This window comes from Streptomyces sp. Go-475, assembly GCF_003330845.1.
In the GTDB taxonomy this organism is placed as follows: domain Bacteria; phylum Actinomycetota; class Actinomycetes; order Streptomycetales; family Streptomycetaceae; genus Streptomyces.
In genome coordinates, this window is record NZ_CP026121.1 from 6,812,240 (window position 1) to 6,838,968 (window position 26,729).

23 protein-coding genes are annotated in these 26,729 nt (G+C 73.4%); 12 read left to right on the forward strand and 11 right to left on the reverse strand.

Annotated features, from left to right (window positions below):
- Positions 1-111: 111 nt before the first annotated feature.
- A complete protein-coding gene (locus tag C1703_RS31125) occupies positions 112-1,038 on the forward strand; it encodes a hypothetical protein (RefSeq protein WP_114255947.1) in 927 nt (308 codons plus the stop codon).
- 10 nt (positions 1,039-1,048) lie between these two features.
- On the opposite strand, the gene C1703_RS31130 is transcribed toward C1703_RS31125, so the two are convergent.
- The 5 genes from C1703_RS31130 to C1703_RS31150 form a co-directional block, all read right to left on the reverse strand.
- On the reverse strand, positions 1,049-1,633 hold the full coding sequence (locus tag C1703_RS31130; protein WP_114255948.1) for an ATP/GTP-binding protein: 585 nt from the start codon (positions 1,631-1,633) through the stop codon (positions 1,049-1,051).
- Positions 1,620-1,979 carry a DUF742 domain-containing protein gene (locus tag C1703_RS31135; protein WP_114257676.1) on the reverse strand — a complete coding sequence of 120 codons (360 nt, stop codon included), beginning with the start codon at positions 1,977-1,979 and terminating at the stop codon, positions 1,620-1,622. The genes C1703_RS31130 and C1703_RS31135 overlap by 14 nt, the downstream gene beginning before the upstream one ends.
- A 1-nt stretch (position 1,980) precedes the next feature.
- Entirely contained in the window at positions 1,981-2,412 is a 432-nt protein-coding gene (locus C1703_RS31140; protein WP_114255949.1) for a roadblock/LC7 domain-containing protein, read from the reverse strand.
- A gap of 14 nt (positions 2,413-2,426) precedes the next feature.
- Positions 2,427-4,814: an ATP-binding protein gene (locus C1703_RS31145; RefSeq protein WP_114255950.1), complete on the reverse strand. Its 2,388-nt coding sequence runs from the start codon at positions 4,812-4,814 to the stop codon at positions 2,427-2,429.
- A 191-nt stretch (positions 4,815-5,005) separates the two neighbouring features.
- Positions 5,006-6,010 carry a substrate-binding domain-containing protein gene (locus C1703_RS31150; protein ID WP_114255951.1) on the reverse strand — a complete coding sequence of 335 codons (1,005 nt, stop codon included), beginning with the start codon at positions 6,008-6,010 and terminating at the stop codon, positions 5,006-5,008.
- A gap of 393 nt (positions 6,011-6,403) precedes the next feature.
- Here C1703_RS31150 and C1703_RS31155 point away from each other — a divergent pair, with 393 nt between their 5' ends.
- A complete protein-coding gene (locus C1703_RS31155; protein ID WP_114255952.1) occupies positions 6,404-6,751 on the forward strand; it encodes a metalloregulator ArsR/SmtB family transcription factor in 348 nt (115 codons plus the stop codon).
- Positions 6,741-9,221, forward strand: coding sequence for a magnesium-translocating P-type ATPase (gene mgtA, locus C1703_RS31160; RefSeq protein WP_114255953.1), 2,481 nt, complete (start codon positions 6,741-6,743; stop codon positions 9,219-9,221). Before C1703_RS31155 ends, mgtA begins: the two co-directional genes overlap by 11 nt.
- On the opposite strand, the gene C1703_RS31165 is transcribed toward mgtA, so the two are convergent.
- The gene (locus tag C1703_RS31165) at positions 9,212-10,768 is read right to left on the reverse strand and encodes an LCP family protein (protein WP_198678325.1); all 1,557 of its coding nucleotides are present in this window, start codon (positions 10,766-10,768) and stop codon (positions 9,212-9,214) included. The genes mgtA and C1703_RS31165 overlap by 10 nt on opposite strands.
- Positions 10,769-10,845: 77 nt before the next feature.
- Here C1703_RS31165 and tatA point away from each other — a divergent pair, with 77 nt between their 5' ends.
- The gene (gene tatA / locus C1703_RS31170) at positions 10,846-11,067 is read left to right on the forward strand and encodes a Sec-independent protein translocase subunit TatA (protein ID WP_114255955.1); all 222 of its coding nucleotides are present in this window, start codon (positions 10,846-10,848) and stop codon (positions 11,065-11,067) included.
- Here tatA and C1703_RS31175 read toward each other — a convergent pair.
- Both C1703_RS31175 and C1703_RS31180 read right to left on the reverse strand, forming a co-directional pair.
- Positions 11,064-11,525 carry a DUF6114 domain-containing protein gene (locus tag C1703_RS31175; RefSeq protein WP_114255956.1) on the reverse strand — a complete coding sequence of 154 codons (462 nt, stop codon included), beginning with the start codon at positions 11,523-11,525 and terminating at the stop codon, positions 11,064-11,066. The two genes, tatA and C1703_RS31175, sit on opposite strands and share 4 nt — an antisense overlap.
- Positions 11,525-12,196, reverse strand: a complete 672-nt coding sequence (locus C1703_RS31180; protein WP_114255957.1) for a DUF6230 family protein — start codon at positions 12,194-12,196, stop codon at positions 11,525-11,527. Before C1703_RS31180 ends, C1703_RS31175 begins: the two co-directional genes overlap by 1 nt.
- A 620-nt stretch (positions 12,197-12,816) precedes the next feature.
- On the opposite strand from C1703_RS31180, the gene C1703_RS31185 reads away from it, so the two are divergent.
- On the forward strand, positions 12,817-13,458 hold the full coding sequence (locus tag C1703_RS31185) for a Tat pathway signal sequence domain protein (protein WP_114255958.1): 642 nt from the start codon (positions 12,817-12,819) through the stop codon (positions 13,456-13,458).
- Between the two features lie 18 nt (positions 13,459-13,476).
- Here the strand turns inward: C1703_RS31185 and C1703_RS31190 are convergent, their stop codons facing one another.
- The gene (locus C1703_RS31190) at positions 13,477-14,370 is read right to left on the reverse strand and encodes a lytic polysaccharide monooxygenase (protein WP_114255959.1); all 894 of its coding nucleotides are present in this window, start codon (positions 14,368-14,370) and stop codon (positions 13,477-13,479) included.
- A gap of 361 nt (positions 14,371-14,731) precedes the next feature.
- On the opposite strand from C1703_RS31190, the gene C1703_RS31195 reads away from it, so the two are divergent.
- From C1703_RS31195 to C1703_RS31215, 5 genes are all read left to right on the forward strand, one after another.
- Positions 14,732-16,531, forward strand: coding sequence for a S8 family serine peptidase (locus tag C1703_RS31195; RefSeq protein WP_114255960.1), 1,800 nt, complete (start codon positions 14,732-14,734; stop codon positions 16,529-16,531).
- Positions 16,532-16,830: 299 nt separating this feature from the next.
- Positions 16,831-17,478: a ScbR family autoregulator-binding transcription factor gene (locus C1703_RS31200; RefSeq protein WP_037759049.1), complete on the forward strand. Its 648-nt coding sequence runs from the start codon at positions 16,831-16,833 to the stop codon at positions 17,476-17,478.
- A gap of 50 nt (positions 17,479-17,528) precedes the next feature.
- Positions 17,529-18,719 carry a damage-control phosphatase ARMT1 family protein gene (locus tag C1703_RS31205; RefSeq protein WP_114255961.1) on the forward strand — a complete coding sequence of 397 codons (1,191 nt, stop codon included), beginning with the start codon at positions 17,529-17,531 and terminating at the stop codon, positions 18,717-18,719.
- 106 nt (positions 18,720-18,825) lie between these two features.
- A complete protein-coding gene (gene cyc2, locus C1703_RS31210; protein WP_114255962.1) occupies positions 18,826-20,991 on the forward strand; it encodes a germacradienol/geosmin synthase Cyc2 in 2,166 nt (721 codons plus the stop codon).
- Positions 20,992-21,227: 236 nt separating this feature from the next.
- Complete coding sequence (locus C1703_RS31215; protein WP_114255963.1) at positions 21,228-21,791, forward strand: PDZ domain-containing protein; 564 nt, start codon at positions 21,228-21,230, stop codon at positions 21,789-21,791.
- On the opposite strand, the gene C1703_RS31220 is transcribed toward C1703_RS31215, so the two are convergent.
- Complete coding sequence (locus tag C1703_RS31220) at positions 21,784-22,539, reverse strand: phosphodiesterase (protein WP_114255964.1); 756 nt, start codon at positions 22,537-22,539, stop codon at positions 21,784-21,786. The two genes, C1703_RS31215 and C1703_RS31220, sit on opposite strands and share 8 nt — an antisense overlap.
- Positions 22,540-22,724: 185 nt before the next feature.
- Here C1703_RS31220 and C1703_RS31225 point away from each other — a divergent pair, with 185 nt between their 5' ends.
- A complete protein-coding gene (locus C1703_RS31225; RefSeq protein WP_114255965.1) occupies positions 22,725-23,852 on the forward strand; it encodes an aminopeptidase P family protein in 1,128 nt (375 codons plus the stop codon).
- 47 nt (positions 23,853-23,899) lie between these two features.
- Positions 23,900-24,910, forward strand: coding sequence for an aminoglycoside phosphotransferase family protein (locus tag C1703_RS31230; protein WP_114257677.1), 1,011 nt, complete (start codon positions 23,900-23,902; stop codon positions 24,908-24,910).
- 31 nt (positions 24,911-24,941) lie between these two features.
- Here the strand turns inward: C1703_RS31230 and treZ are convergent, their stop codons facing one another.
- Positions 24,942-26,687 (reverse strand): malto-oligosyltrehalose trehalohydrolase, encoded by a 1,746-nt coding sequence (gene treZ / locus C1703_RS31235; protein ID WP_114255966.1) that lies wholly within the window; start codon positions 26,685-26,687, stop codon positions 24,942-24,944.
- Positions 26,688-26,729 lie beyond the last annotated feature (42 nt).

The window sequence follows — 26,729 nt, forward strand, 5'->3', positions numbered from 1 at the left end:
CACGATGCGGTAACGGGCCCGGCCGGATCCCGAGGGGACCGAACGCGGGCCGGGGGTGGGGCGTCACAGGGACGGAACCATCCCCGGTCACCGCGAACCCCTGGGAGCGTCATGCGCACCGACATGACCCGCACGGCCCGCCTCCTCCTCGTCCTCGCCCTGTCCGCCGCCGCGGCCGGTGCCGCCGCGGGGTGCGGCGCGGCGGAGACCGGCGGCACGCAACCGGACCCGCGCACGCCGCGCTCCGACGACCGCACCCCGCGCTCCGACGACCGTGCCCAGCAGGTCGCCGAGGCCTGGGACGGCTCCCCGGCGGCCGCGCGGTGGCGCGCGGGCTACCACCCCATGGGGCCGGTCGTCCACTTGCCCGGGAACGGCGTCCCGCGCGACGACGCCGACCGGCGCGCCTACGACATCGGCAACTTCGACCTGCGGGGGAAGCTCCCCGCCGCGCCGGGCGGGAGCGGACGAGTGACCTGGCGGAGCGGAGGCTCCCTCACGATGCCGCTCATGGACGCCGAGCAGGTCTACGAGACCCTGGACACCGCCGACAGCCCCGGACCGCGCCTGACCGTGACAGGGGCGAAGCTGGGCGAGATGACCGTGGCCACCAGCCGCGGCCCGGCGACCGTCCCCGCCTGGCTGTTCACCCTGGAGGGCTACGACAGTCCCCTCGCACGCGCCGCGGTGAGCCCGTCCGAGCTCCCGAAGCCGCCGATCCGGCCGCTCGGGCAGAACGTGCCCACCGACGTGCTGGCGCCGCTCGGCGGCCTGACCGAGGTCGCCGCCGACGGCCGGTCCGTCACCGTGCTGGCCCACCACGGCTCCTGCGACGACGGCCCCGTCGTGGACGTGCTGGAGACGGACGGCAGCGTCGTGCTGTCCGCCGCCGTGACGGGCGTCGAGGACGGTCCCTGCACGAGTGAACTGCGCGGCGAGGAGATGACGGTGAAGCTGGCCGGGCCGGTCGGCGACCGCGTCGTCCTGGACGCGTTCACCGGCCGCCCCGTGCCGTACACCGACCGGCCCGGGAGCTGACGCCCTCGGCTCAGGCCTGCACCGCCGACGCGATCAACTGGTCGATCAGGGCGATCAGCACGTCCCGGCACGACTCCCGGTCCCGCGCGTCGCACAGCAGCACCTGTACGTGCTCCGGCACGGCGAGCGCCTCACGGATGTCCTCGGGCGGGTAGGGGTGTTCGCCGTGGAAGCCGTTGACGCCCACGACGAACGGGATGCCCCGGCGCTCGAAGAAGTCGATCGCGGCGAAGCTGGACTCGGGTCTGCGCACGTCGACCAGGACCACCGCGCCGAGCGCGCCGAGGGCCAGGTCGTTCCACATGAACCAGAACCGCTGCTGCCCCGGCGTACCGAACAGGTAGAGCACCAGGTCCTGGCTGATGGTGATGCGGCCGAAGTCCAGGGCCACGGTGGTGGCCCGCTTCTCCTCGATGCCGTCGAGGTCGTCGACGCCCAGACCGGCCATGGTCAGGGGTTCCTCGGTGCGCAGCGGGACGATCTCGCTGACCGACCCGACCAGGGTGGTCTTGCCGACGCCGAAGCCCCCGGCGATGAGGATCTTGACCGTGTCGGGTGCCGTGTGCGCGTCAGTGGCGGGGTCAGAGCCGGCCAAGGCCGTCCCTCACTTTCTGCAGCAGGTCCAGGTCCGGAGCGGTACGGGAGACGGGGCGCGGCGGGCGGACGGTGATCCGGCCCGCCTCCAGCAGGTCGCAGAGCAGGATGACGACCACGCTGACCGGAAGGTCGAGCCGGGCGGCCAGCTCCGCCACCGCGACCGGCTCGGCGCACAGCCGGAGGATCCGGTTGTGCTCGGGCTGCGGCCGGGCCGCCGTGTCGGGCGGCGGATCGACCGCGGTCACCGTCGCGATGAGCGTGAAGTCCGCACGGCTGGGCCGGGTCCGGCCACCGGTCAGCGCGAACGGCCGTACGAGCCGACCCGCCGAATCGCCTCCGCCCACCTCACACGCCGGGGTCGACGGCGGGTCCGGCCACACCCCGCGGTGCCGCGCTGAGGTGCTCGCCGATCTTCTTCACCAGCATGTTCATCTGGTACGCGACCACGCCCACGTCCGCGCCCGGCCCGGTCAGCACGACCAGATGGGCGCCCGGACCGGCGGAGGTCAGGATCAGGTAGCTGTTGGCCATCTCGATGAGCGCCTGGCGCACCGGACCGCCCCGGAAGTCCATGCTGACGCCCTTGCTGAGGCTCATCAGCCCGGACGCGGTCGCCGCGAGCCGCTCGGCGTCGTCGCGCAGGAACCCGGTGGACTTGCTGACCACCAGGCCGTCCTCGGAGAGCACCACGGCCTGGTTCACGTCGGCGACCCGCTCCACGAGTCCGGTCAGCAGCTGGTCGAGCTGGGTGTGCGTGGCGGGGATGGGGCGTGTCATTGCGGTGTCCTTCGTCAGCGGTCGGCGGGCGGAGTCGAGGGGACCGGATCGGCGGCGGCCTGCCGGGGTGGTGCGGGCGTCTCCTGACCGGACGGCGGTTCGGCGTCGTCGTCACGGGCCCGGAGCGTGCCCCGCTGGAAGCCGGCCAGGGAGGAGGCGGCGGCTTCCGCGGTGAAGTCGTCGAGGGAGCCGTCGTCGCCCGCGGGCGCGGCCTCCTCGCGCAGCTCCTCCACCAGGCTGGTCTGCGGCACCCGGCGGGGGAGCGGGGCGAGGCCGTCGCGGCGGGGGATGACCGTGCGGGCGGCGGGCGCGGCGGCGGGGGCCGTGCGGGCCGTGACGAGCGGCCGGGGCTCGCGGGCGGACGCCGGGCCGCCCTCCGCGGCTTCGGCGTTCCCTGCGACGGCCGTGCCCCGCGGGGCGTCGGTGTCTGTCATGGGTTCCGTGTTCCGCGCCTCGGGCGCACTGGTGTCCGGGACCTCCCGGACCACGATCTCGTGCGGGATCAGCACGATCGCCGTGGTCCCGCCGTACGGCGACGCGCGCAGGGTGACGGTGATGCCGTGCCGGTGGGCCAGCTGGGCGATCACGAACATGCCGAGGCGCAGGTCGTCGGCGAGCGCCACCACGTCGAACTGCGGGGGCACCGCCAGCTGTTCGTTGAAGGACGCGTAGTCCTCCTCCGACATCCCCAGGCCCCGGTCCTCGACCTCGACGGCCAGGCCCTTGGCCACCATCCCGGCCCGCACGGTGACGGGGCTCGGGGCGGGCGAGTAGGCGGTCGCGTTGTCGATGAGTTCGGCCAGCAGGTGGATGACGTCGGCCACCGCGGGCGGGGCGACGTACACCTCCTCCTCGGTGTGCACCTCCACCCGCTGGTACTCGGCGACCTCGCCGACCGCGCCGCGCAGGATGTCGATCAGCGCGACCGGCTCGGTCCAGCTGCGGCCGGGCCGTTCGCCGCTGACGATGACGAGGTTCTCCTCGTAGCGGCGCAACTGGCTGGCCGTGGAGTCCAGTTCGTACAGGCCCTTGAGGATGTCCGGGTCGGTGTGCTCGCGCTCCAGCGTGTCGAGCTTGCTCAGCTGGAGGTTGACCAGGTTCTGGCTCTGCCGCGCTATGCCCAGGATGATCTTCTGGAAGCCGCGCCGGGTGTCGGCGAGTTCGACCGCGGTGTGCACGGCCGTGCGCTGGGCGGTGTTGAACGCCTGGGCCACCTGCCCGAGTTCGTCGTGCCCGTAGTCCAGCGGGGTCGTCGCCGACTCCGGGTCGACCGTCTCGCCGCGCTCCAGCCGCGCCACCACGTCGGGCAGCCGCTCCTGCGCGAGGCTGACGGCGGCCCGGCGCAGGCCGCGCAGCCGCCGGGACAGCGAGCGGGTGATCCGCCAGGACATGCCGACGCACAGCAGCAGCGCGAGCAGCCCGCCGGCGCTCAGCAGTGCCGCCTTGAGCAGCAGGGCGTCGGCCTTGTCGGCGCTGCGTTCGAGCAGTGCCGTCGTCTGCTGCTGAATGAGGCCCGCGTACTGCTCGGACAGCTGGTCCATGGCGGCGTTCCACCGCTTCTGCGCGTCCGGCAGGGCGATCTTGTCCGGGTCGGCACTGGAGTTGCGGGCCGCCAGCACCTTGTCCTCGACGGACTGCAGCGTCTGCCACTCCCGGCTCGCCAGGATGCGCTCGGTCTGCGTCTTGGCGCTGCCCGTCAGCTGCGGCACGACCTGGTCCTGGACCAGCCAGCGCCGCGTGTTCACCAGTTCCGCGAACTGCACCCAGGCCGCGTCGTCCAGATGCCCCGACGGCCAGGCCAGGGTGAGTTGGGCGTCCTCCCGGGAGACCAGCTCCGCCGCGTGCTCCAGCGCGACGAGCGGGCCGGCCTGCGAGGTGAGGTCGCCGTCGTCGACCTGGGAGAGCTCCTGGAAGGCGTGGATCTGGTCGTCGACGATCGAGGAGTACTGGTCCAGCGCCTGCTGCGGGGTGATGTCGGTGGGGTCGTCGACCTGGTCCCGGTAGTACTCCAGGCTGCCCACCGAGCCCAGCACCGAGTACAGCCGGTCGGAGATGCGCGAGGGCGCCTTCTCGATCGCGTCCGCCTGTCCGACCAGCTTCGCGACGGCCTTGTCGGTCTCCTCGCGCTGCGCGTCGAGCGCGGCCCGGGAGCCGTGCGGCGAGGCCAGCCAGGCCGCCGACAGGCTGCGCTCCCGCTGCAGCGCGAGCGTGGCGTCGGTGCCCATGGCACCGGTCGACCGGCTGAGCTCCGTCTGGTCACGCAGCCTGAGGCCCTCCGAGAACATCTGGATCGTCGTCACGCCCCACATCGCGGCGAGGGTGACGCTGGGCACCAGGGCCAGGAGGACCAGGGAGAGCCGTATGGAACCGAGACGGCGCCGGGCACCTGTCCGTCGAGACATCGTCGTCCTAGGGCGATCAGCGGGGAGCGAGGAACGGGAAAGCGGAACGGTCGTGAGGGCTGGGGGACGGGTGCGGGGGTGGTGGCGTGCCGGGCACGGCACATGGGATGCGCAGGATGTTATCCGTACAAGTGGACGTACGGGCCGGGCCTGACCGAATCTTTGGCGACACCATCACAGGAAAGGCCCGGTCACCGGGTCCCCGCGGCGGCGAACCGCGCCACCGCGGACACGTTCGACCGGGTCACGAACGCCGGACCGGTGAGCACCGGCGACACCCCGCCGCCGCTGATGTTGCCGTTGGTCCGGTACAGCCACAGGGCGTCCACCGCGAGATAGCCCTGCAGATACGGCTGCTGGTCCACGGCGAACTGCACCTCGCCGCGCCGGACCGCCTCGACCACGCCCTTGTCGAGGTCGAAGGTGGCGACCTTCGCCCTGCTGCCCGCCTGCCGGACCGCCTCGACGGCGCTGAGCCCGTACTGGGCGCCCAGGGTGACGACCTCGTCGATGCTCGAGTCCTGCCGCAGCCGGGACGCGATCGTGGCGGTCACCGCGTTCATGTCGCTGCCGTCCACGTACAGGTTGTCGGTGTCGCCGCGGAACGTCTTGCGCACTCCGGCGCAGCGGGCCTCCAGCGCCACGTTGCCCCGCTCGTGCACCACGCACAGGGCGTGCTGGGCCCTCAGGCCGTCCAGCTTGTCGCCGACGGCCCGGCCCGCGACGGACTCGTCCTGCCCGAAGTACTCCAGGAGCCCGGTCGGCCGCCAGGCGTCGATACCGGAGTTGAGCCCGACGACGGGTATGCCGGCCGCCTTGGCCTGGGCGACCGGGCCGCGCATCGCCGCCGGCTTGGCCAGCGTCACCGCGATGCCGTCGACCTTGTCGCGGACGGCGTCCCGCACCAGATCGGCCTGCGCGAGCGGGTCGGCGTCGCCGGCGTACGTCAGGTCGATGCCGTCCTTCGCGGCCGCCGCCTCGGCGCCCCGGCGCACCAGGTCCCAGAACGCGTCGCCCTTGCCGCCGTGCGTGATCAGGGCGACCTTCATCCCGGCGCCGGACGCGCCGGCCGGGTCCGCGTCGTCCCCGGCCGTGCCGAGGAAGGAGCAGCCGGACACGAGCAGGCACACGGCGGACGCCAGGGCCGCGAGACGGGCGAGTCTCCCGGAGGCGTGCGGCGGGGGAGGAGTGTTCATGAGGGGCGGACCTCGCTGTGCGGCCGAGCAAGAGCAGGAGGAGAGTGCGGGCGGGTCGCGGGGTGGGCGCCGGCCGGATGACTCTCGCTGGCCCGGAGCCAACCGTGTGTGACCACTGGTCGTCAAGTGAGCGGCCACTTGCCGTGAGTTGATGCTGCCGCATCGTGATGATCTGTCCGACCGGTCGAACAGCGGGGTTCCGCTTACGGCTTGCGCGGCACCGCCCCGTACCTCGCGACGTCCTCGTCACGGACGGTCTGGCCTGCGCTTTCCATACCGTCCGTGCGGTTCGGACGCCACCTGTGCGGCTGACCGAGGAGGGCTCCGCAAGGCCGCGTCTAGACTGGTGCGGCTCACGGGACGGCAGGGCGCGGTGACAGGAGGGCGGCGACGGTGACGGCAGCCGGCAGTGGCTTCGAGGACCCGTCCGCCGACGTGCTCGCCCAGGCGGCCGCGGCCTTCGGGCTGCTGGCCTCGCCCGCCCGGCTGCACATCGTCTGGGCGCTGGCCCAGGGCGAGAGCGACGTCACCGGGCTCGCGGAGCGCGTCGGCGGCGCGCTGCCCGCGGTCAGCCAGCACCTCACCAAGCTGAAGCTGGCCGGGCTCGTCCGCTCCCGCCGCGAAGGCCGCCGGCAGGTGTACTACGTCGACGACCCGGACGTCGTCGACGTCGTACGGCTCCTGGTCGGCCGGCTCACCGACCGCGCCGCACCCGCGCCCCGCCGCCTCCATGGCCTCTGAGACCACCCTGGGGGTGCTGCGGCGGCTGGAGTCGGGCCCGCGCGGGCTGACCGACACGGACGCCGCGTCCCGGCTGGCCGCCTGCGGCGAGAACACCCTGCCCCAGGAGCGGACGCCGAGCTGGCCCCGCCGGTGCGTCCGGGCCCTGCGCGACCCCTTCACCGCCGTCCTGCTCTGCCTGGGCCTGGTCTCCGCCGCCGTCGCCTCCTGGGGCACCGCCGTCGTGATCCTCGCCCTGGTCGCGGTCAGCTGCGTGCTGCGCGCGAGCGGGGAGCACGCCGCCGACCGGTCCCTGGCCGGGCTGCGGGAACTGGTCGCCGGCACCGCCACGGTGCTGCGCCGCGCCGACGCGGCGGATCCGCCGGAACCCCGGGAGGTGCCGGTCGCGGAACTGGTCCCCGGCGACGTCCTCCGCCTCGGCCCCGGCGACCTCGTCCCGGCCGACGTCCGCCTGCTCCGGTCGCGCGGGCTCACCGTGCACCAGGGCGCCCTGACGGGGGAGTCGGCGCCGGTGGGGAAGACCGCGGCCGACTCCGGTGCCGCCGACGAGTCGCACCTCTGCTTCCAGGGCAGCACCGTCGCCTCCGGCAGCGCCACCGCCGTCGTCGTCGCGACCGGCGCCGGGACCCGCTTCGCCGCCGCCCACCGGGTGCCGGACGCGCGCCGGGAGGGCGCGGCCTTCGACCGGTCCGTGCACGGGATCTCCTGGGTGCTGATCCGGTTCATGCTGCTGACGCCGCCACTGGTGCTCATGGCCAACGCCACGCTGCGCGACCGCGGCCTGGAGACACTGCCCTTCGCCGTCGCGGTCGCCGTCGGGCTGACGCCCGAGATGCTGCCCGTGATCGTCACGACGTGCCTGGCCCGGGGCGCCGCCCTCCTCGCCCGCACCCAGGGCGTGATCGTCAAGCGGCTGCCCGCGCTGCACGACCTGGGCGCCGTCGACGTGCTGTGCGTCGACAAGACCGGCACCCTCACCCAGGACCGGCCGGTCGTCGAACGGTCCCTGGACCCGGCCGGCCGGGACGACCCGGAGGTGCTGCGCTGGGCCGCCGTCGGCTCCTGGTGGACCCTCCAGCTCGCCGAACTGCCCACGCCGGACGCCCTCGACGAGGCCCTGCTGGAGGCGGCCGGGCCGGTGGGCGAGGAGTACGACGGGGTGGACGCCGTGCCGTTCGACCCCGTACGGCGGATCTCCACGGCGGTGGTCCGAGGCGGCCTGGGGCGGCACACCGTCGTCGTCACGGGTGCCGTCGAGGCCGTCCTGGAGCGCTGCGCGAGGCGGCCCGGCGAGCACGACCGGCTGCTGTCGCTCGCCGCCCGGGAGGCGGACGCCGGGCTGCGGGTGCTCGCCGTCGCCACGGCCGACCGCCCCGCCGGCCCGGGCGCTCCGGCCGACCCCCGCGGGCTCGCCTTCCGGGGCCTGGTGGCCTTCCGGGACGCCCTCGCCCCGACCGCCGCCGAGGCCCTGCGCGGCCTCGCCGACCGGGGCGTCACCGTGAAGGTCCTCACCGGCGACCACCCGGCCACGGCGGCCCGGGCCTGCCGGGAACTGGGCCTGGACCCGGGCGAGGTACGCACCGCCGGACAGCTGGACGACGCCGGCGCGGCGACCGTCGTCGCCCGCTGCACCCCGGAGGACAAGGCCCGGGTGGTCGCCGCCCTGCGCGCCGCCGGGCACACCGTCGGCTTCCTCGGCGACGGCGTGAACGACGTGGCCGCGCTGCGTACGGCCGACGTGGGCATCGCGCCCCGCTCCGCCGTCGGCGTGGCACGGGACAGCGCCGACGTCGTGCTCGCCGAGAAGGACCTCACGGCGATCGGCCACGCGATCACCTCCGGCCGGCACGCGAGCGGCAACATCGCCTCCTACCTGCGCGTCACGCTCTCCTCGAACCTGGGCAACGTCGTCGCCATGCTCGCCGCGGGCCTGCTGCTGCCCTTCCTGCCGATGCTCCCGGCCCAGGTCCTCGCGCAGAACCTGTGCTTCGACGCGGCCCAGCTCGCCTTCGCCCACGACCGTCCCGGCACGGCGGCGCTGCGCGGCCCGGCCGGGCTGCGGCCGCGTTCCTTCCTGAAGTTCGTCACCGCCTTCGGCGTGCTCAACGCGGTCGCCGACCTCGCCACCTTCGCCGTCCTCGCCCTCGCGCTGCACGGCCCCGACGCCGTCGACGACGAGGCCGTGTTCCACTCCGCCTGGTTCACCGAGAACCTGCTCACCCAGGCCGTGGTGATGCTGCTGCTGCGCACCGGCCCGCGCGCCGGGGGCAGCCGCGCGCCGGGCCCGGTCGCCCTGGCGGCGGCCGGGCTCGCCGTCGCCGGACTGCTGCTCCCGCCGAGCCCCCTCGGCGCGGCCCTCGGCATGACGGCCCTGCCCGCCGCGTACTACCTGCTGCTGGCGGTGGTCCCGGGGCTGTACGCCCTGGCCCTGGCCGGGGCCCGGGCCGCCTACCGGCGGCGTCAGCCGTAGGTGAGGTTCGAGCAGGGGTTGTCGGCCGCGGACCGGGCCCCGTCGGCGACCTCGGACGGTACGGCGGTCGGGGTGGGGGACGCCGGCGCGCCGGCCGCCGGGGTGTCGGCGTAGTTCTGGCCCAGGACGACGCTGACCCCGCTGCCGGTCACCGACTGGAGCTCGGCGCCGGGGAAGGCCCGTGCCACGGTCCGGGCCTCGTCCTCCAGGCCGGGGCCGTACTCGACCAGCGTGGTGGTGTGGTCCTGGGTGGACGCCGTCGCCGTCCCCGTGACGGTGAAGCCGTCCGCGGCGAGGGCGGCGGCGGCACGGGCGGCCAGGCCCGGGACCGACGTGCCGTTGTAGACGGCGACGTCGATGCCGTCGCCGGAGACCGGCCCGGGAGAGGCGGAAGGCGTGCTGGAACCGGCCGATCCGGTTTTCTTCCCGCCGGCGTTCTTGCCGTCGATGGTGCGGTCGGCCCGCAGCGCGGCCCACAGCGCGTCGGCGTCCGGCTGCACGAGCGCCACCCGGGACCCCTCGTAGCGCCAGGGGACGGTGACGAACTTGGTGTTGTGCAGGTCGATGTCCTTCAGGGACATCGCGAAGGAGATCAGCTTGTCGGCGGAGCCGAGGCCGGGGTCGACGGTGAGCGACTGCGTGGCGGCCTCGGCCAGCGGCAGCAGGTTCGTCGGGGTGAGGCCCTTGCTCTTCATCTCCTTCAGCAGGCTCGCCACGAACGCCTGCTGGCGCTTGATCCGGCCGATGTCGGACCCGTCGCCGATGCCGTGCCGGATCCGCACGTAGTCCAGGGCCTTCTGGCCCGACACCGTCTGCTCGCCCTTGTGGAACAGCAGCTTGCCCGGAGCCGTGAGGTGCGGGTTGAGGTCGTTCTCGTAGACGTCCTGCGGCAGGCACACCTTCACTCCGCCCACCACGTCCGTCAGCCGGGCGAAGCCCTTGAAGTCGACGACGACGGTGTGGTCGACGCGCAGCCCGGTGAGCTGCTCGACCGTGTTCTGGGTGCAGGCGGGGTTGCCCTTGGCGGTCTGGCCGACCGAGTACGCCGCGTTGAACATGGTGTCCGGCTGGGCCTTGGTCCAACTGCCGTCGGGCAGCCGGCAGGGCGGGATGGTGACCAGGGTGTCGCGGGGGATGGAGACGGCGATCGCGTGCCGGTGGTCCGCGTAGACGTGGAGCAGGAACGCCGTGTCGGAGCGGCCGACGTCGTCCTTGTCGCCGCCGCCGAGGGCCTCGTTGCCGCCGGTGCGGGTGTCGGAGCCGATCACCAGGACGTTCTCGCCGGTCGACGAGCCGGCCTCGGGGCGGTTGTCGGACAGGCCGCCGGAGTCGAACGTGCTGATGTCGCCGTCCAGCTTCAGGTACAGCCAGCCGGCGCCGCCCGCGACGAGCACCAGCAGCGCCAGGCAGACCAGCAGCGCGGTGCGCACGCCGCTGCGGCGACCGCGGCGGCGCCTCCGGTCGCGGGGTGCGGCCCGGCTGCCCCGGCCCGCACCCCCGTTCCGGTGCCGCGGCGGTTGTGTCCTGCGGTTGCTGGTCACCGTCATCGGCGTCTGCTCGCCTCTCGCCCGGGGGTTGTACAGTTGCGCAATGTAGCAACTGTCGAGACGAGGGAGAGCATCACGTGCTGCGCAACGGACTGGAGCCCTGGCACCTGCTGATCCTGGCGATCGTCGTGATCGTCCTGTTCGGCTCGAAGAAACTGCCGGACACGGCACGTTCGCTGGGCCGCTCGATGCGGATCCTCAAGAGCGAGGCCAGGGCGCTGAAGGAGGAGAGCGCCGCGGACACGGCACCCGGGGGGCAGGCCCGGTCCGCGGCGCCCGTCGATGCGGACACGGCCTAGGGCTGTGGCGCGGGGGTCGCGGCCTGCGGCGCCAGGGGCGCGGCCTTCGCCGCCCGGGCCGCCTTCCGGCGCTGTCGGCGGCTGACGCGCGGCTCCTGGTCCGGGAGCCAGCCGAAGGTCAGGCAGCTGCCGACCACGCCCAGGAGCAGGCCGACGAAGAAGCCGCCCAGGTTGGAGGTCAGCCAGGTGCCCAGGGAGACCAGCACCCCGATGACCGAGTAGAACAGGCGCTGGGCGGGGTTGAAGAGGACCAGCAGCCCGCACAGCAGCATCACGGCGGGGAGCAGATAGCCGGCCAGGCCCTGCATGCCGACGTGCAGGATGACGTCCAGGGACGCCTTCAGGGTGAGCAGGATCTCGGCCCCGCCCAGGGCGAGCAGCAGCCCGCCCCAGAACGGCCGGCCGGCCCGCCACTGCCGGAACGCGGGCCGGACTCCCTCGCGCGGACCGCGCGGCATCAGCAACCCGACCCGCTGAAGCCCAGTTTCAGCCCGGGCAGCTTGAACACACCGGCGGTCGTGGCGTAGTTGGTCTGCCGCAGATTGGCGATGTGCACGGTGTCGGACTGCTGGCTGAAGACGCCCTTGGGGCCGCGGCCCAGCGGCCCGGCCTTGTCGAGGGTGCTGGCGTCGTTGCCGATCTCGATGTTGTTGAACGCCGCGTCGCCGGACAGCTGGGTCGAGTCGGTCGTCAGATCGCTGGCCGTGACCTTCTGCGCGCCCTCTCCCGCCCGGATGACCAGGTTCGTACCGCCCAGGTCCACGCTCTGGCACAGCTTGGTGAGCGTCGCGTTCTTGATCACGGACGTGACGACCAGCACCTGACCGCCGGTGTCACCCGCGTTCGGGCTGCCCTCGGCCATCTCGTCCAGACCGCCGAACTGGGCGAAGCCGGTGCCGTTCAGCTCGGTCGCGGTGACCGTGAACGGCATGCCGGAGATGGCGAACTGCACCCCCAGCGCCCCCTCGGCGGTGAGGACCGCGAGGCCCGCGGCGACCGCGGCGGCCGGCACCGCCATCACCGCGGCGCGGCGCGCCCGGACCCGCCCGCGCCGCGCGGGGACGCCACCGGCGTCCGTGGCGTTGGGGCCTTCCGGTCTTTCGGGGGTGTGCTCGGCGGAGGAGGTCATGTCTGCTCCAGGTGCATATGAGTGCGGATCGGGGTGGCACGTTGCCCTGGCGCGGACACCGACCGCGGGCGTGCGTCTCCTCACAACTCCCGGTGGTCGCAAGGGCTTTCTCGCTACGCCGCAGTAGCCGTCCAGGAAGTTACCGGGGGTTACATGAAGGGTCAAGAGAAGTGTGAACAAAGAGTGTCGATTGTGCGCCGCATGTGACTCGCCGCCACCCGGAAGGCTCACCGCGCGCACAACTCCCTTGCGGACTATTGACGTTGACGGACGCCGAGGTCTACAACTCTCCTCGTTCCACCGGATCCGTGGCGCCGGATCCGCCGCGCGGCACCGTCCGCGTGTCCCGGACCGCCCGTCCCGCACGGGCCCCCCGTAATCCGCTGCGTCCGCACGGGCTTTCTCTCGCCCGCGTCCCCTTCCAGGGCACGGAACCCGTGCCGTCAGCCACCCCCCGCCCGGCCCGGCCGGAGGCCTGCCCCCGTGCCTGCCTCCGGCCGGTCACCGGCCTGCCGTTGCCGGCCCGTCACGTACGGAGAAGGCGTGACGGGCCGGCAACGGCGGACGCCGACGCGCGTCCGCCACCCTCACCCCCCGCTTCAGAGAAGAGGTACACCCGCATGCGCACGCGCACCCTCGTCGCTCTCGCCGCCACCGTGGCCGCCCTGGGCCTCGCCGCCCCCGCCTCGGCGGCCGACACCCCCGTCCTGACCACCGCCGACGGCGCGGCCGTCGCGGTCGGCGACGTCCTCGACGCGTCCCTGGCGAGCGGCACCGCCGCCACCTTCTACTCCAGCGCGACCGGCACCAGCGGCATCTCCTGCACCAAGTCGGCGTTCGCCGCCACCGTCACCGACAACCCGGCCGCGCCCGGCACCGCCACCGAGTCCCTCACCTCGCACAGCTTCGACACCAGCGGCTGCACCGCCAACGTCGTGGGCGTCCTCGGCGTCAGCGGCATCACCGTCGACAACCTGCCCTACACCACGAGCGTGTCCTCCGACGGCACGGTCTCCGTGACCCCGGCCGCCGGCTCCACCGTCCAGTCCACGGTCAAGCTGCGCACCCTGCTCGGCACGATCACCTGCGTCTACCAGGCCCCCGGCCTCACCGGCACGGCCAGCAACGCCGACAACAGCATCTCCTTCACCAACCAGCAGTTCACCAAGGTGTCCGGTTCGTCGCTGTGCTTCAGCAACGCCTTCTTCACCGCCAAGTACGCCCCGGTGACGAAGGGCGGCGTCGCCGTCCACGTCAACTGACCGCCCCGGAGGGGTAGATCAACGCCGTCGCAGACGGACGGCCAGGGCGGCGCCGCCGGTGAGCACCAGCACCGTCGCGGCGCCGCCCGCCAGCATGGGCGTGGACGGACCGGAGGCCGGACGGCCGGGCGCGGAGGCCAGCGGCGACGGAGGGACAGCCACCCCCTCCGCCTCCTCCTTCTCCTCCTTTTCCTTCTCCTCCTTCTGCGACGGCTCCTCCTTCTGCGCCGCCGCCTCCTTCTCCCCCTTCTCCCTCTTCTCCTCGTCCTCCGTGTCCGGGAACACCACGTCCGAACACGAGTAATAGGTGTCCGGCGTGCTGCTGTTCCGCCAGACCGTGTACAGCACGTGCCGCCCGGCGCGGTCGGACGGCAGGGTCGCCTCCATGCGGTACGCGCCGTCCGTCAACACCGGGTCCGTCACCTCCGCGAACGGCTTCTCGGGCAGGTCGGCCCAGGACAGCGGTCCGGCCGGGTCGTATCCCGGCTTCGTCAGGTACATCCGGAACGTGCCCTTGTGCGGGATCGTCGAGACGTACCGCAGGGTCAGCGTCGCGCCGGGCGTCACCGCGGTCGCCGGCCAGTCGGCGCGGGCGAGGTCGAGGCCCCGGTAGGCGGGCAGGCCGCCGCTGCACAGCTTGCCGTCGGGGATCGTCTGCCGGTCCCGGCCGGCCACGTTCGCCACCCGCAGGTTGTCCCACGCCGTGAAGGGCGCGCCGTTCGCGGCGACGGCCGCGCGGCACGCCGCCGAGCCGGCGCGGTCACCGCCCTCCGGGGAGCAGGCCACCACCCGGCTCACCGGATCCGTCGGCGCGCCGTGCGCCCCCGCCGGGGCCGCCGCCCACAGCGGCAGCAGCAGCGGAGTCACGAGGGCGGCCGCGAACGCGGTGCGGTGTGCGGTCGTACGGGGCATGCCTCTGCGTCTCCTCGGCCGGGATGGGGGCAGTCGGTCATGCAGTACGGGAAACCGGCCCGGCGCGTTCACCTCGCCGCGACCCGTTCGAAAAGGGGCCATTCACGCCCGGCGCCCCCGCCATAGAGGGTGGGACACCGGCCGGATCGAGGGTTTCCCCCGTATCCCGATGACCTTCCCTTTGCCTATCGTTCGACCACAGCTGACCCACAGGTAACCCCGAACGGTCCGCTCCCCACTCGCGCCTGGCCGGCCATCGCGTCGCTCTTCGCTTTTCGAACCACCCCCCTCCGCTTCGACGACGAAGCGACTCCACCGCCGCTCCGCCCAGCCCGGAGTCCGGCCACGAAAGGCAACGACCGTGCGTACCTCCCCAGAGCTCAGACGGAAGCTGATATCCGTCGCCGCCGTCTCCGTCGCCCTGCTGACCGCCGCACCCGCCTCGGTCGCCGTCGCCCAGGAGTCCGCGCCCAGTCCCGCCGCCGTCCCGGCCGCGCAGACCGAGGCCGCCCCCGGCACCACGGCCGAGCGGCTCATCGTCGGCTACAAGTCGGGCGCCACCGAGGCCAAGTCCAACAAGGCCGCCGCCGCCGACGCCGCGGCCAAGGCCGAGAAGACCGGCGAGGACGTCGACTTCCAGCGCCGCCTCGGCACCGGTGCCGCCCTCGTCGAACTGGGCGCCGACCCCAGCCGGGCGTCCGTCGCCGACGTGGTGGCCGCGTACCAGGCCGACCCGCAGGTCGCCTACGTCGTTCCGGACCGTCTGAACAAGCCGACGGCCGTCACCCCGAACGACACCGAGTACAGCAAGCAGTGGGACCTGTTCGAGTCCACCGCCGGCATGAACGTCCCGGCCGCCTGGGACACCACCACCGGCACCGGCGTCACCGTCGCCGTCATCGACACCGGCTACGTCGCCCACTCCGACCTGGCGGCGAACATCGTCGGCGGCTACGACTTCATCTCCGACACGGCCGTCTCCGTCGACGGCAACGGCCGCGACAGCAACCCGGCCGACCCGGGCGACTGGTACAACGCGGGCGAGTGCGGCGCGGGCATCCCGGCGTCCAACTCCTCCTGGCACGGCACCCACGTGGCCGGCACGATCGCCGCCGCCACCAACAACGGCAAGGGCGTCGCAGGCATCGCCTACGGCGCGAAGATCTCCCCGGTCCGCGTCCTCGGCAAGTGCGGCGGCTACGACTCGGACATCATCGACGCCATCACCTGGGCGTCCGGCGGCACCGTCTCCGGCGTGCCCGCCAACACCAACGTCGCCAAGGTCATCAACATGAGCCTCGGCGGGGGCGGCGCCTGCTCCACCGCCACCCAGAGCGCCATCAACGGCGCCGTGAACCGCGGCACCTCGGTCGTCGTCGCGGCCGGCAACGAGAACACCAACGCCTCCAGCTCGTCCCCGGCGAACTGCAACAACGTCATCACCGTCGCCGCCACCAACCGCGCCGGCAGCCGCGCCTCGTACTCCAACTACGGCTCGGTCGTCGACATCGCGGCCCCCGGCGGCGAGACCCGCACCACCACGGCCAACGGCATCCTCTCCACGCTGAACTCCGGCACGAAGACGCCGTCGACCGAGAACTACGCCTACTACCAGGGCACCAGCATGGCCACCCCGCACGTCGCGGGCCTCGCCGCCCTGATGAAGTCGGCCAACTCGGCCCTCACCCCGGCGCAGATCGAGTCGGCCATCAAGGCCAACGCCCGTCCGCTGCCCGGCACCTGCTCCGGCGGCTGCGGCGCCGGCCTCGCGGACGCCGCCAAGACGGTCCAGGCCGTCAAGGGCGGTTCGTCCACCGGCACGACCTTCACCAGCACCACCGCCGTGGCCATCCCGGACAACGGCGCCGCGATCGAGTCGCCGATCAGCGTCACCGGCCGCACGGGCAACGCCCCCTCGGCCCTCCAGGTCGGCGTGGACATCACCCACACCTACCGCGGTGACCTCGTCATCGACCTGGTCGCGCCGGACGGTTCGGCGTACCGTCTGAAGTCGGCCGCGTCGGACTCCGCCGACAACGTGAACACCACCTACACCGTGAACGCCTCGAGCGAGGTCGCCAACGGCACCTGGAAGCTGCGCGTCCAGGACACCGCGGCGCAGGACACGGGAACGCTCAACAGCTGGAAGCTGACCTTCTGACGACTTTCCGAGTCGTCTGATCCTCCCTCGGGAACGCTGAACGGGGCAGGCCGCGAACGGGCGGGCCGGCCGGTGCGGATGGGGCACCGGCCGGCCCGCCTTCACGTCTGCCCCTACAACCCCCAAGTTAGATACCGAACGCGCTGTTTTCTTTCACCAGTTGCGCTTGTTTTGCCGGATGTGCACCCGCACTCCGGCACACTGGTGTGGTGAGCGCCGTCTGAGGGTGAGTTATCGTGTACGGGGGGTAAAAACAAACGGCATGACCCGTTCATTTCTGTCCCGGGAGAGTTCAGTCGATGGCGAGGCAGTTGCGAGCCGAGCAGACCCGCTCGACGATCATCACGGCCGCCGCTGACCTGTTCGACCGTCGCGGCTACGAATCGACCAGTCTCAGCGACATCGTGGAGCACGCCCAGGTCACCAAGGGCGCCCTCTACTTCCACTTCGCGGCGAAGGAGGATCTCGCCCACGCGATCCTCGAACTCCAGTCGCATACGGCCCGTCGGCTGGCGACGGAGACGGACAACCGCGGCCACACGTCCCTGGAGGCGCTGATGCGCCTCACCTTCGGCATCACCCGCATGTCCGTCGAGGACCCGGTGCTGCGGGCCGGCCTGCGGCTCGCCACCGGCGGCATCCGGCCCCGGCCGCCGCTGAGCCATCCGTTCACGGAGTGGCTGGACATCGTCACGGCCCGGCTCGTCGGCGCGGTCAAGGAGTCCGACGTCCACCCGGACATCGACATCGACGTCGTGGCCCACTCGCTGGTCTGCTTCTTCGTCGGCACCCGGGTCGTGGGCCGCTCCCGCGAGCCCGTCGCCCGCCAGCCCCGCCGGACGGCCGAGATGTGGAACATACTCATCCGCGGGCTGGTCCCGGTGACCCGCCGCGCCCGCTACCTCAGCCTGGCGGCCCGCCTGGAGCGGGAGATCGCGCCGGTGTGACCGGGGGCGCTCCCGTTGGGGTGAGGGGCGCGCCCGTTACGGTGAGGCACATGCCCGACACCCCTTCCGCGCCCGTGCTCCTCGGCAACCGGCCGGGCTCCTTCCCCCACAGCGTGCTGGCCGAGCGGCACCCCGCGATCATCCGCCAGGTCCGCGAGGCCTTCCCGTACGAACCCGCGCAGCACCGCGCGCTCGACGAGCTGCTGGCCAACTGCACCGAGGGCGAGATCGAACCGCTCCCCGCCGACGCGCACGACCGGGACCACTGGGAGAGCTGGGGGATGCGCGCCTACGCCGGCCGGTCCTGGTTCGACGTGCCGTGGCTGTGGGCCGAGAGCTGGTTCTACCGCCGACTGCTCCAGGCCGTCGGCTACTTCGGCCCCGGCCCCTGGCAGGGCATCGACCCCTTCCGCCCCTTCAAGCTGGCCGAACTCGACTCCGCCGAGACCGACGAGGAGCTGGCCGCGCTCGACGACCTCACCGGCCGGCCCGCCGCCGAACAGGAACAGGCCCTGCTGCACGGCTCCCTGTGGGGCAACCGCGCCGACCTCGGCTTCCGCCTCTCCGCCGAAGGCGCCCGGGGCGCGGACGCCGCCCCCGGCCTCGTGACCGACGACAGCGACCTGCTCTGGTCACTGCTCGACACCGCGGGCCGAAGCCCGGGCACCCTGTGCCTGGTCGCGGACAACGCGGGCCGCGAACTCGTCCCCGACCTGCTCCTCGTCGCCCACCTCCTGGCGAGCGGCCGCATCGGACAGGCCGTCCTGCACGTCAAGCCGTACCCCTACTACGTCTCCGACGCCACGACCGCCGACGTCGTCGACGCGCTGCGCCGGCTCACCGCCGCCGGGGGAGCGGCCGCCGCGTACGGACGGCAGTTGTGGTCCGCCCTGGCCGACGGTCGCCTCGCCCTGCGCGCCCACCCCTTCTCCAGCGCCCCGCTGCCCTACGCGGACATGCCCGGCGATCTGCGCGCCGAGTTCGCCTCGGCCACCCTCACCCTCGTCAAGGGCGACCTCAACTACCGCCGCCTGGTGGGCGACCGGCTCTGGGCGCCGACCACGCCGTTCCCGGACGTCACCGCGTACTTCCCCGGCCCGGTGGCCGCCCTGCGCACCCTGAAGTCCGACGTGATCACCGGCCTCGACGGCCGTGTCGAGGCGGACCTGGTCACGGCGGAGGACCAGCGCTGGCGCACCAGCGGCACACACGCGCTGATCCAGGTGAGCACCTCTGGCTAGGGCCAGATCACCCGCGTGTCCTGCCATACGCCGTCGATTCACGCGATGGTGTGATCATGTCCCGGCTCGTGGATGCCGACGCGGGGCGGCGGGTAGGGCCCCGGCCATGACGCAGCCGTTCGAACTCCCGCACTTCTACATGCCGCACCCCGCGCGGCTGAACCCCCATGTCGACGAGGCCCGTGCGCACTCGACCGAGTGGGCGCGCGAGATGGGCATGCTGGAGGGATCCGGCGTCTGGGAGCAGGCCGACCTCGACGCGCACGACTACGGCCTGCTCTGCGCCTACACCCACCCCGACTGCGACGGCCCCGCCCTCTCCCTCATCACCGACTGGTACGTGTGGGTCTTCTTCTTCGACGACCACTTCCTGGAGATGTACAAGCGCAGCCAGGACCGCGCCGCCGGAAAGGCCCACCTGGACCGGCTGCCCCTGTTCATGCCGCTGGACCTCGCGACCCCCGTACCGGAACCGGAGAACCCGGTCGAGGCGGGCCTCGCCGACCTGTGGGCGCGTACGGTGCCCGCGATGTCCGAGGACTGGCGCCGCCGCTTCGCCGTGGCCACCGAGCACCTGCTGAACGAGTCGATGTGGGAGCTGTCCAACATCAACGAGGGGCGGATCGCCAACCCCGTCGAGTACATCGAGATGCGCCGCAAGGTCGGCGGCGCCCCCTGGTCGGCGGGGCTCGTGGAGTACGCGACCGCCGAAGTGCCCGCCGCCGTCGCCGGATCCAGGCCGCTCAGGGTGCTGATGGAGACGTTCTCCGACGCCGTGCACCTGCGCAACGACCTGTTCTCCTACCAGCGCGAGGTCGAGGAGGAGGGCGAGAACAGCAACGGCGTGCTCGTCCTGGAGACCTTCTTCGGCTGCACCACCCAGGAGGCCGCCGACATCGTCAACGACGTCCTCACCTCCCGGCTCCACCAGTTCGAGCACACGGCGTTCACCGAAGTGCCCGCACTGGCCGTGGAGAAGGGCCTGAGGCCGGACGAGGTCGCGGCCGTGGCGGCGTACACCAAGGGGCTGCAGGACTGGCAGTCCGGCGGCCACGAATGGCATCTGCGCTCCAGCCGCTACATGAACGAGAACGCCGTGCGCGGGGGCGGCCCCTGGCCCGGCTTCACCGGCATGGGCACCTCGGGCACCGACGTCCGCGCCCTGCTGGCCTCGGCCGGCGCCGAGCGGCTGCGTTCCTACACGCACGTGCCGTACCAGAAGGTGGGACCGTCGCGGATCCCCGACATCCGCATGCCGTTCCCGCTGGAGCTCAGCCCGCACCTCGACAACTCCCGCCGGAACCTGACCGACTGGGTGACCCGGATGGGCATCCTCGCCGAGGGCGTCTGGGACGCGGACAAGCTCAGGGCCTACGACCTGCCGCTCTGCGCCGCGGGCCTCGACCCGGACGCCACCCCCGAGGCCCTCGACCTCAGCTCCCAGTGGCTCGCCTGGGGCACCTACGGCGACGACTACTACCCGCTGGTCTACGGCCACCGCCGCGACCTGGCCGCCGCCCGGCTGACCACGGCCCGCCTGTCCGACTGCATGCCGGTCGACGGTGCCGAGCCGCCGGTCCCGGTCAACGCGATGGAGCGCAGCCTGATCGACCTGTGGCTGCGCACCACCGCGGAGATGACGCCCGCGGCGCGGCGCACCCTCAAGGACGCCATCAACGTCATGACCGAGAGCTGGGTGTGGGAGCTGTCCAACCAGCTCCAGAACCGCATCCCCGATCCGGTCGACTACCTGGAGATGCGCCGGGCCACCTTCGGCTCCGACCTCACCCTGAGCCTGTGCCGGCTGGGCCACGGCCCGGCGATCCCGCCGGAGGTCTACCGCAGCGGCCCGGTCCGGTCGCTGGAGAACGCCGCGATGGACTTCGCGTGCCTGCTCAACGACGTCTTCTCCTACCAGAAGGAGATCGAGTTCGAGGGCGAGATCCACAACGCGATCCTCGTCGTGCAGAACTTCTTCGGCTGCGACTACCCGACCGGCCTCGGCATCGTGCACGACCTGATGAGCCAGCGCATGCGGCAGTTCGAGCACGTCGTCGAGCACGAACTGCCCATCCTGTACGACGACTTCCAGCTCACGCGGGAGGCGCGGGCCGCCATGGCGACCTACGTGGCGGACCTGCGGAACTGGCTGTCCGGCATCCTGAACTGGCACCGCGAGGTCGACCGCTACAAGGACGCCTGGCTGTCCCGGCGCGCCCACGGCTTCCTGCCGGACCGCCCGCCGGCCGTACCCGTGCCCGCGCTCGGCTGAGACCGCGCTTTCCATTCGGATCGCCCTGGAACGGGACAGGACGGAACCCCCGGCGGCGAGCCGGTCGTGATGCCGGCCCAGGTGCTGGCCTGGGGCGATCGGCCCGGGGTCACTCGTCCGGGGCCGCGCAGTCTCACTCGTTCGTGGCTCGTGGGCCGCCGACGGGCCGGGTAGAGCACCTGCCGAGATCGTTCCGGCATCCGCCGGAGGCGATCGGCACCACCCGGAGGCGAGCCATGGAACAGACCGCGCTGCGACCCAAGCCGATGCCGGGCCAGGAGCCCGAGTCGTCGTCGGCGGCCGGGTCCGGACCGCCTCGCCGCCGCCCGGACGCCGCCCGGCGGCGCGGGCGGCGGCTGCTCAACGTGCTGCTCGCCGGGTTCGCCGGCGCCGTCCTGGTGCTCTCCGGCATCGGCCTGGGAGCGATGGGCGCCACGGTGGCCGGCCACGGGGCGGTCCTCGATCCGCGCGGGTGGCACAGGCCCCCGCTCACCCGTCCCTCGCCGTCCGCCGCCGCGCCCGGGCACGGGCCCGTCGCCGTGACCCTCGGCGTGCAGGTCATGGACGCCCGCAAGCCCGGGGCCGTGGTGGTCGGGCTGCACGTCCCCGGGCCGGCGCAGCAGGCGGGCCTGGTGCGCGGCGACGTCCTGCTGAACTTCGGCACGACCCGCATCGACACGGCCGCCGACCTGGCGCGAGCCGTCGCCCGGGCCCGTCCGGGCCGGGAGGTGAAGCTGACGGTGCGGCACCGCAGCGGCGGCTACCGGCAGCTGACGGTCGTCCCCGCCGTCGTCACGTGACCACGCGGAAGTGGCTCGTGAGCCGCCCCGCGTCGTCCAGGACGTGGAAGGCCAGCCCGGGCGGCGCCTCCCGGTCCGCGGCCTGCTCGCCCTCCCAGGGCAGCCGCAGCGTCCAGGTCACACCGGGTCCGACGACCAGCGGCCGGCCCGCGAACGAGCCGGCGGCGGGGGTGTGCCCGTGGCCGGTGACCAGCCCGGCGATCTCGGGCCGGCGCTCCAGCAGCCCGGCCAGCCGGCCGGGGTCCCGCAGCGGGTAGGCGTCGGGCAGGGGGTGGTGCAGCGCGACCGGCGGGTGGTGGAAGGCGAGCAGGGCCGGAAGGCTGCCGTCGAGTTCGTCGAGGGTCGTCTCGATCCAGTCGTACGTCGCCGCGTCCAGCTCCCCGTCGTCGCGGCCGGGGACGCTGGAGTCGCACATCAGCACGGCACCGTCGTCGAAGACCTGCACACTGTTGACCGGCTCCTCGGTCCCCGGCAGCCCCAGCAGCCCCTTGCGGTAGGGCGCGCGGCTGTCGTGGTTGCCCGGGCAGGTGAGCACCGGGAACGGCGCGTCGCCCTCGCGCAGCCCCAGGACGCGGGCGGCCTCCTCGTACTCCGGTTCCGTGCCGTGGTCCGCGATGTCGCCCGTCACCAGCAGCGCGTCCACCTGTCCCGGCAGCTCCCACAGCCGGTCGCGCACCCGCTCGGCGCGTTCCGTCGCCCGCGCGCTCCCGTCGAGGTGCAGATCGCTGATGTGTGCGAGTACGAGCACGGTCGTACGCCCTCTCGATGCGAGGATCTAATGGATGAAGGGAATCTAAGCATTAGTCTTGCTGTCCGGGCAATCCTCTTCCGTCCGTGGAGAGGCGGGGGTGATCCCCGCAGACGGCTCGCGCCGCCCCCTCCGGCCGGGCAGGATGCTGCCCGTAGCCCCTTCGTCCGTCCTGGGAGGCCCGGATGACCGGAAGCACGGCCGCGTCCTTCACCGCCGACGACTACCGGGCCCGCCTGGAGCGCGCCGCGCGGGCGGCCGCCGAGGCCGGTCTCGCGGGCCTGCTGGTGGCCCCCGGGCCCGACCTGGTGTGGCTCACCGGCTACACGCCCCCGGCGGTCACCGAGCGGCTCACCCTGCTGGTCCTCGCCGCCGGGCAGGACCCCGTCCTCGTCGTCCCCGCCCTTGAGGCGCCGGACGCGCAGCAGGCGGCCGGGGCGCCCGCACTGACCCTGCGCGACTGGACCGACGGCAAGGACCCCTACGCCGCGACCGCCGCGCTCCTCGACCCCCGCGGCCGGTTCGGCATCAGCGACAACGCCTGGGCCCTGCACCTGCTGGCCCTCCAGCAGGCCCTGCCCGGCAGTTCGTACGCCTCGCTCACCGAGGCCCTGCCCATGCTGCGCGCCGTCAAGGACGCGGCCGAGCTGGAGCTCATGACGGCCGCGGGAGCCGCCGCCGACGCGGCCTTCGAGGAGATCCAGAACGTCCCCTTCGCCGGCCGCCGGGAGTCCGAGGTGGCCGCGGACCTCGACCGGCTGCTGCGCCGGCACGGCCACGAGCAGGTCGACTTCACCATCGTCGCCTCGGGCCCGAACGGCGCCAACCCGCACCACGAGGCCGGCGACCGCGTCATCGAGCGCGGCGACATGGTCGTCCTCGACTTCGGCGGCCTGAAGGACGGCTACGGCTCCGACACCTCCCGCACGGTCCACGTCGGCGAACCCACCGACGAGGAACGCCGCGTCCACGACATCGTGCGCGCCGCCCAGGAGGCCGGTTTCCGCGCCGTGCGGCCGGGCGCCGCCTGCCAGGACGTCGACCGGGCCGCCCGCGCTGTCATCGCGGACGCCGGGTACGGCGCGTACTTCATCCACCGCACCGGGCACGGCATCGGCGTCACCACCCACGAGCCGCCGTACATGATCGAGGGCGAGGAACGGCCCCTCGTGCCCGGCATGTGCTTCTCCGTGGAACCCGGCGTCTACCTGCCCGGCCGGTTCGGCGTACGCATCGAGGACATCGTGACCGTCACCGGGGACGGCGGGCGGCGCCTGAACACCACCACCCGCGAGCTGGTCATAGTGGAGTGACGCCACCGATGTCCCCACCACGCCTCCCGAACGGCAACGGCGCGACCATGACCCAGGCACCCACACCCACCGAGGACACCGTCCGCCGACTGGTCCGCTCCCTGCTCAAAGACAGCAAGGACGGCAAGGACGGCAGGAACGGCGAAGACAGCAAGGACGGCAGGAACGGCAAGCGCGGCGCCGGCGGCGGGGAGACCGCGACGAGCGGCGGCCCCGACGTCCGGCCCGCCACCGAGGGCGCCGAACCCGCCACCTGGTGGGTCGGCACCCGCCACGTGCTGCGCCTCGCCCCCGACCGCGAGGCCACCGCACGCCAGCGCCGCGAACTGCGCCTGCGCGACCTCGTCCGCCCGCACGTCCCGGTGGCCGTGCCGGCCAGCGTGGCGCACGGCGAGTGGGCCACCGGGCTGAGCTACACCCTGGACACCAAGGTGCCGGGCGGCTCGGGCGAGGAGCACGACGTGTCCGCCCTCGGCGAGGCCGACCTCGCCGGACTGCTCACCGGCCTGCGCGAGGTGCCGGTACGGCAGGCCGAGACCCTCGGCGTGCCGCGCGTCGCGCCGCGGTCCCTGGAGGCGCTGCGCCGGGCCGCCGCACGCGCCGCCGAACACCTCGCCGAGGCCGACGAGTTCGACGCCGCCCGACTGCACCAGCTCACCCCGCCCGGCGCGGCGCAGCTCGCCGCCCAGCCCGGCTCGGCCGTCCTCACCCACCACGCCCTGACGGGCGGCCACCTCGTGGTCAGCGCCGACGGGCGGGTGCGCGGCGTCCTCGGCTGGGCCCGTGCGGTCGTCGGCGACCCGGCCGAGGACATCGCGGGCCTCGCCCTCGCCGTCGGCTCACCCGCCGCCGTACGCGCCGCCACCCTCGCCGGCTACGGCGCCCGCCCCTGCCTGCGCGGCCTGTGGCTCGCCCGCTGCGACAGCGTCGTCCACCTCGCCGAGGCCCTCACCACCGGCAAGGACGCCACCCTGCAGCGGACCCGGCTGCGCCGCGCCTGGGAGCCGATCCTGCTGGAACGGGTGACGGACCTGAGGGACACCGACGACGCCCTGTAGCGGTGCGGGCGGCGGAACACCGTGACACGCCTCAGTCCTGGACGAGCACCACGCCCGACTCCCCGGGCAGGTGCAGCACCCCGTCGTCCCCGGGCGTCTCGACGGGCTCCCACGCGGCCAGCACGCGCGCCCGGGGCACGCCGAGCGACAGCGCGGCCGGCTCCGGCGCCAGGTTCACCGCCACGAGGACGTCCCCGCGCCGGAAGGCGAGCCAGCGGCGCTCCTCGTCGTACGCCACCTTGGTGTCGGCGAGGTCGGGATCGGTCAGGTCGGCCTGCTCGTGGCGCAGGGCGAGGAGCCGCCGGTACCAGGCCAGCACGCGCGCGTGGGGCTCGCGTTCCGGCTCGGACCAGTCCAGGCAGGAGCGGTCGCGGGTCGCCGGGTCCTGCGGGTCGGGCACGTCCTCCTCCTTCCAGCCGTGCGCGGCGAACTCCCGCCGCCTGCCCCGCCGTACGGCGTCCGCCAGCTCAGGGTCGGTGTGGTCGGTGAAGAACTGCCAGGGCGTGCCCGCCGCCCACTCCTCGCCCATGAACAGCATCGGCGTGAACGGCGCCGTCAGGACCAGCGTGGCCGCGCAGGCGAGCAGCCCCGGGGAGACCAGGGCCGAAAGCCGGTCCCCCTGGGCGCGGTTGCCGACCTGGTCGTGGGTCTGGCTGTAGCCGAGCAGCCGGTGCCCGGCCACGCGCGTGCGGTCCAGGGGGCGTCCGTGGTGCCGCTGACGGAAGCTCGAGTACGAGCCGTCGTGGAAGTAGCCGCCGGTGAGGGTCTTGGCGAGCCCCGCGAGGGGAGCGCGCGCGAAGTCGGCGTAGTAGCCCTGCGACTCGCCCGTCAGCGTGGTGTGCAGGGCGTGGTGGAAGTCGTCGTTCCACTGCGCGTGCAGCCCGAGGCCCCCCTCCGCGCGGGAGGTGATGAGCCGCGGGTCGTTCAGATCCGACTCGGCGACCAGGAACAGCGGCCGGTCCACCTCCCCGGCCAGGGCGTCCACGGCCGCCGACAGCTCCTCCAGGAAGTGGCGCGCGCGCGTGTCCACCAGGGCGTGCACGGCGTCCAGGCGCAGCCCGTCGAGCCGGTAGTCCCGCAGCCACGCCAGCGCGCTGCCGATCAGATACGCGCGCACCTCGTCCGAGCCGGGCGCGTCCAGGTTGACCGCGGCGCCCCAGGGCGTGTGGTGCGTGTCCGTGAGGTAGGGGCCGAAGACCGGCAGGTAGTTGCCGGACGGGCCGAAGTGGTTGTGCACCACGTCGAGCACCACGCCCAGGCCGAGTTCGTGGGCCCGGTCGACGAAGCGTTTCAGCGCCTCGGGCCCGCCGTACGGCTCGTGCACCGCCCACAGCGAGACGCCCTCGTAGCCCCAGCCGTGCGTGCCCGGGAAGGGGCACAGCGGCATCAGCTGCACGTGCGTGACTCCCAGTTCGGCGAGATGGCCGAGCCGCTCGGCCGCCGCATCCAGGGTGCCCTCGGACGTGTACGTGCCCACGTGCAGCTCGTACAGCACCGCCCCGGCCAGCGGCCGCCCCTGCCACGCCGCGCGCCAGGCGTACCGCTCGTGGTCGACGACCGCGCTCAGCCCGTCCGGGCCGTCCGGCTGCCGGCGCGAACGCGGATCGGGCAGCACGGGACCGTCGTCGAGCGCGAAACCGTACCGGGACCCGTCGCGCGCCTCGGCCTCGCCCCGCCACCACCCCACCCGTTCCGGATCGCGCTCCAACGCGCGCGTGACGCCGTCGCACTCGAGCGTCACTCGGCCGGCCTGCGGTGCCCACACCTCGAACTGCACGGACGGTTCCCCTTCGTCTGCTCACCGTGATGTAGCCCGTCC

Bases quoted from the DNA above. Each gene is read 5' to 3' on its own strand.
- C1703_RS31125 (WP_114255947.1), top strand. From the start codon at position 112: ATGCGCACCGACATGACCCGCACGGCCCGCCTCCTCCTCGTCCTCGCC.
- C1703_RS31140 (WP_114255949.1), bottom strand. From the start codon at position 2,412: ATGACACGCCCCATCCCCGCCACGCACACCCAGCTCGACCAGCTGCTG.
- C1703_RS31145 (WP_114255950.1), bottom strand. From the start codon at position 4,814: ATGTCTCGACGGACAGGTGCCCGGCGCCGTCTCGGTTCCATACGGCTC.
- C1703_RS31150 (WP_114255951.1), bottom strand. From the start codon at position 6,010: ATGAACACTCCTCCCCCGCCGCACGCCTCCGGGAGACTCGCCCGTCTC.
- mgtA (WP_114255953.1), top strand. From the start codon at position 6,741: ATGGCCTCTGAGACCACCCTGGGGGTGCTGCGGCGGCTGGAGTCGGGC.
- C1703_RS31165 (WP_198678325.1), bottom strand. From the start codon at position 10,768: ATGACGGTGACCAGCAACCGCAGGACACAACCGCCGCGGCACCGGAAC.
- C1703_RS31175 (WP_114255956.1), bottom strand. From the start codon at position 11,525: ATGCCGCGCGGTCCGCGCGAGGGAGTCCGGCCCGCGTTCCGGCAGTGG.
- C1703_RS31180 (WP_114255957.1), bottom strand. From the start codon at position 12,196: ATGACCTCCTCCGCCGAGCACACCCCCGAAAGACCGGAAGGCCCCAAC.
- C1703_RS31185 (WP_114255958.1), top strand. From the start codon at position 12,817: ATGCGCACGCGCACCCTCGTCGCTCTCGCCGCCACCGTGGCCGCCCTG.
- C1703_RS31190 (WP_114255959.1), bottom strand. From the start codon at position 14,370: ATGCCCCGTACGACCGCACACCGCACCGCGTTCGCGGCCGCCCTCGTG.
- C1703_RS31200 (WP_037759049.1), top strand. From the start codon at position 16,831: ATGGCGAGGCAGTTGCGAGCCGAGCAGACCCGCTCGACGATCATCACG.
- C1703_RS31205 (WP_114255961.1), top strand. From the start codon at position 17,529: ATGCCCGACACCCCTTCCGCGCCCGTGCTCCTCGGCAACCGGCCGGGC.
- cyc2 (WP_114255962.1), top strand. From the start codon at position 18,826: ATGACGCAGCCGTTCGAACTCCCGCACTTCTACATGCCGCACCCCGCG.
- C1703_RS31215 (WP_114255963.1), top strand. From the start codon at position 21,228: ATGGAACAGACCGCGCTGCGACCCAAGCCGATGCCGGGCCAGGAGCCC.
- C1703_RS31225 (WP_114255965.1), top strand. From the start codon at position 22,725: ATGACCGGAAGCACGGCCGCGTCCTTCACCGCCGACGACTACCGGGCC.
- C1703_RS31230 (WP_114257677.1), top strand. From the start codon at position 23,900: ATGACCCAGGCACCCACACCCACCGAGGACACCGTCCGCCGACTGGTC.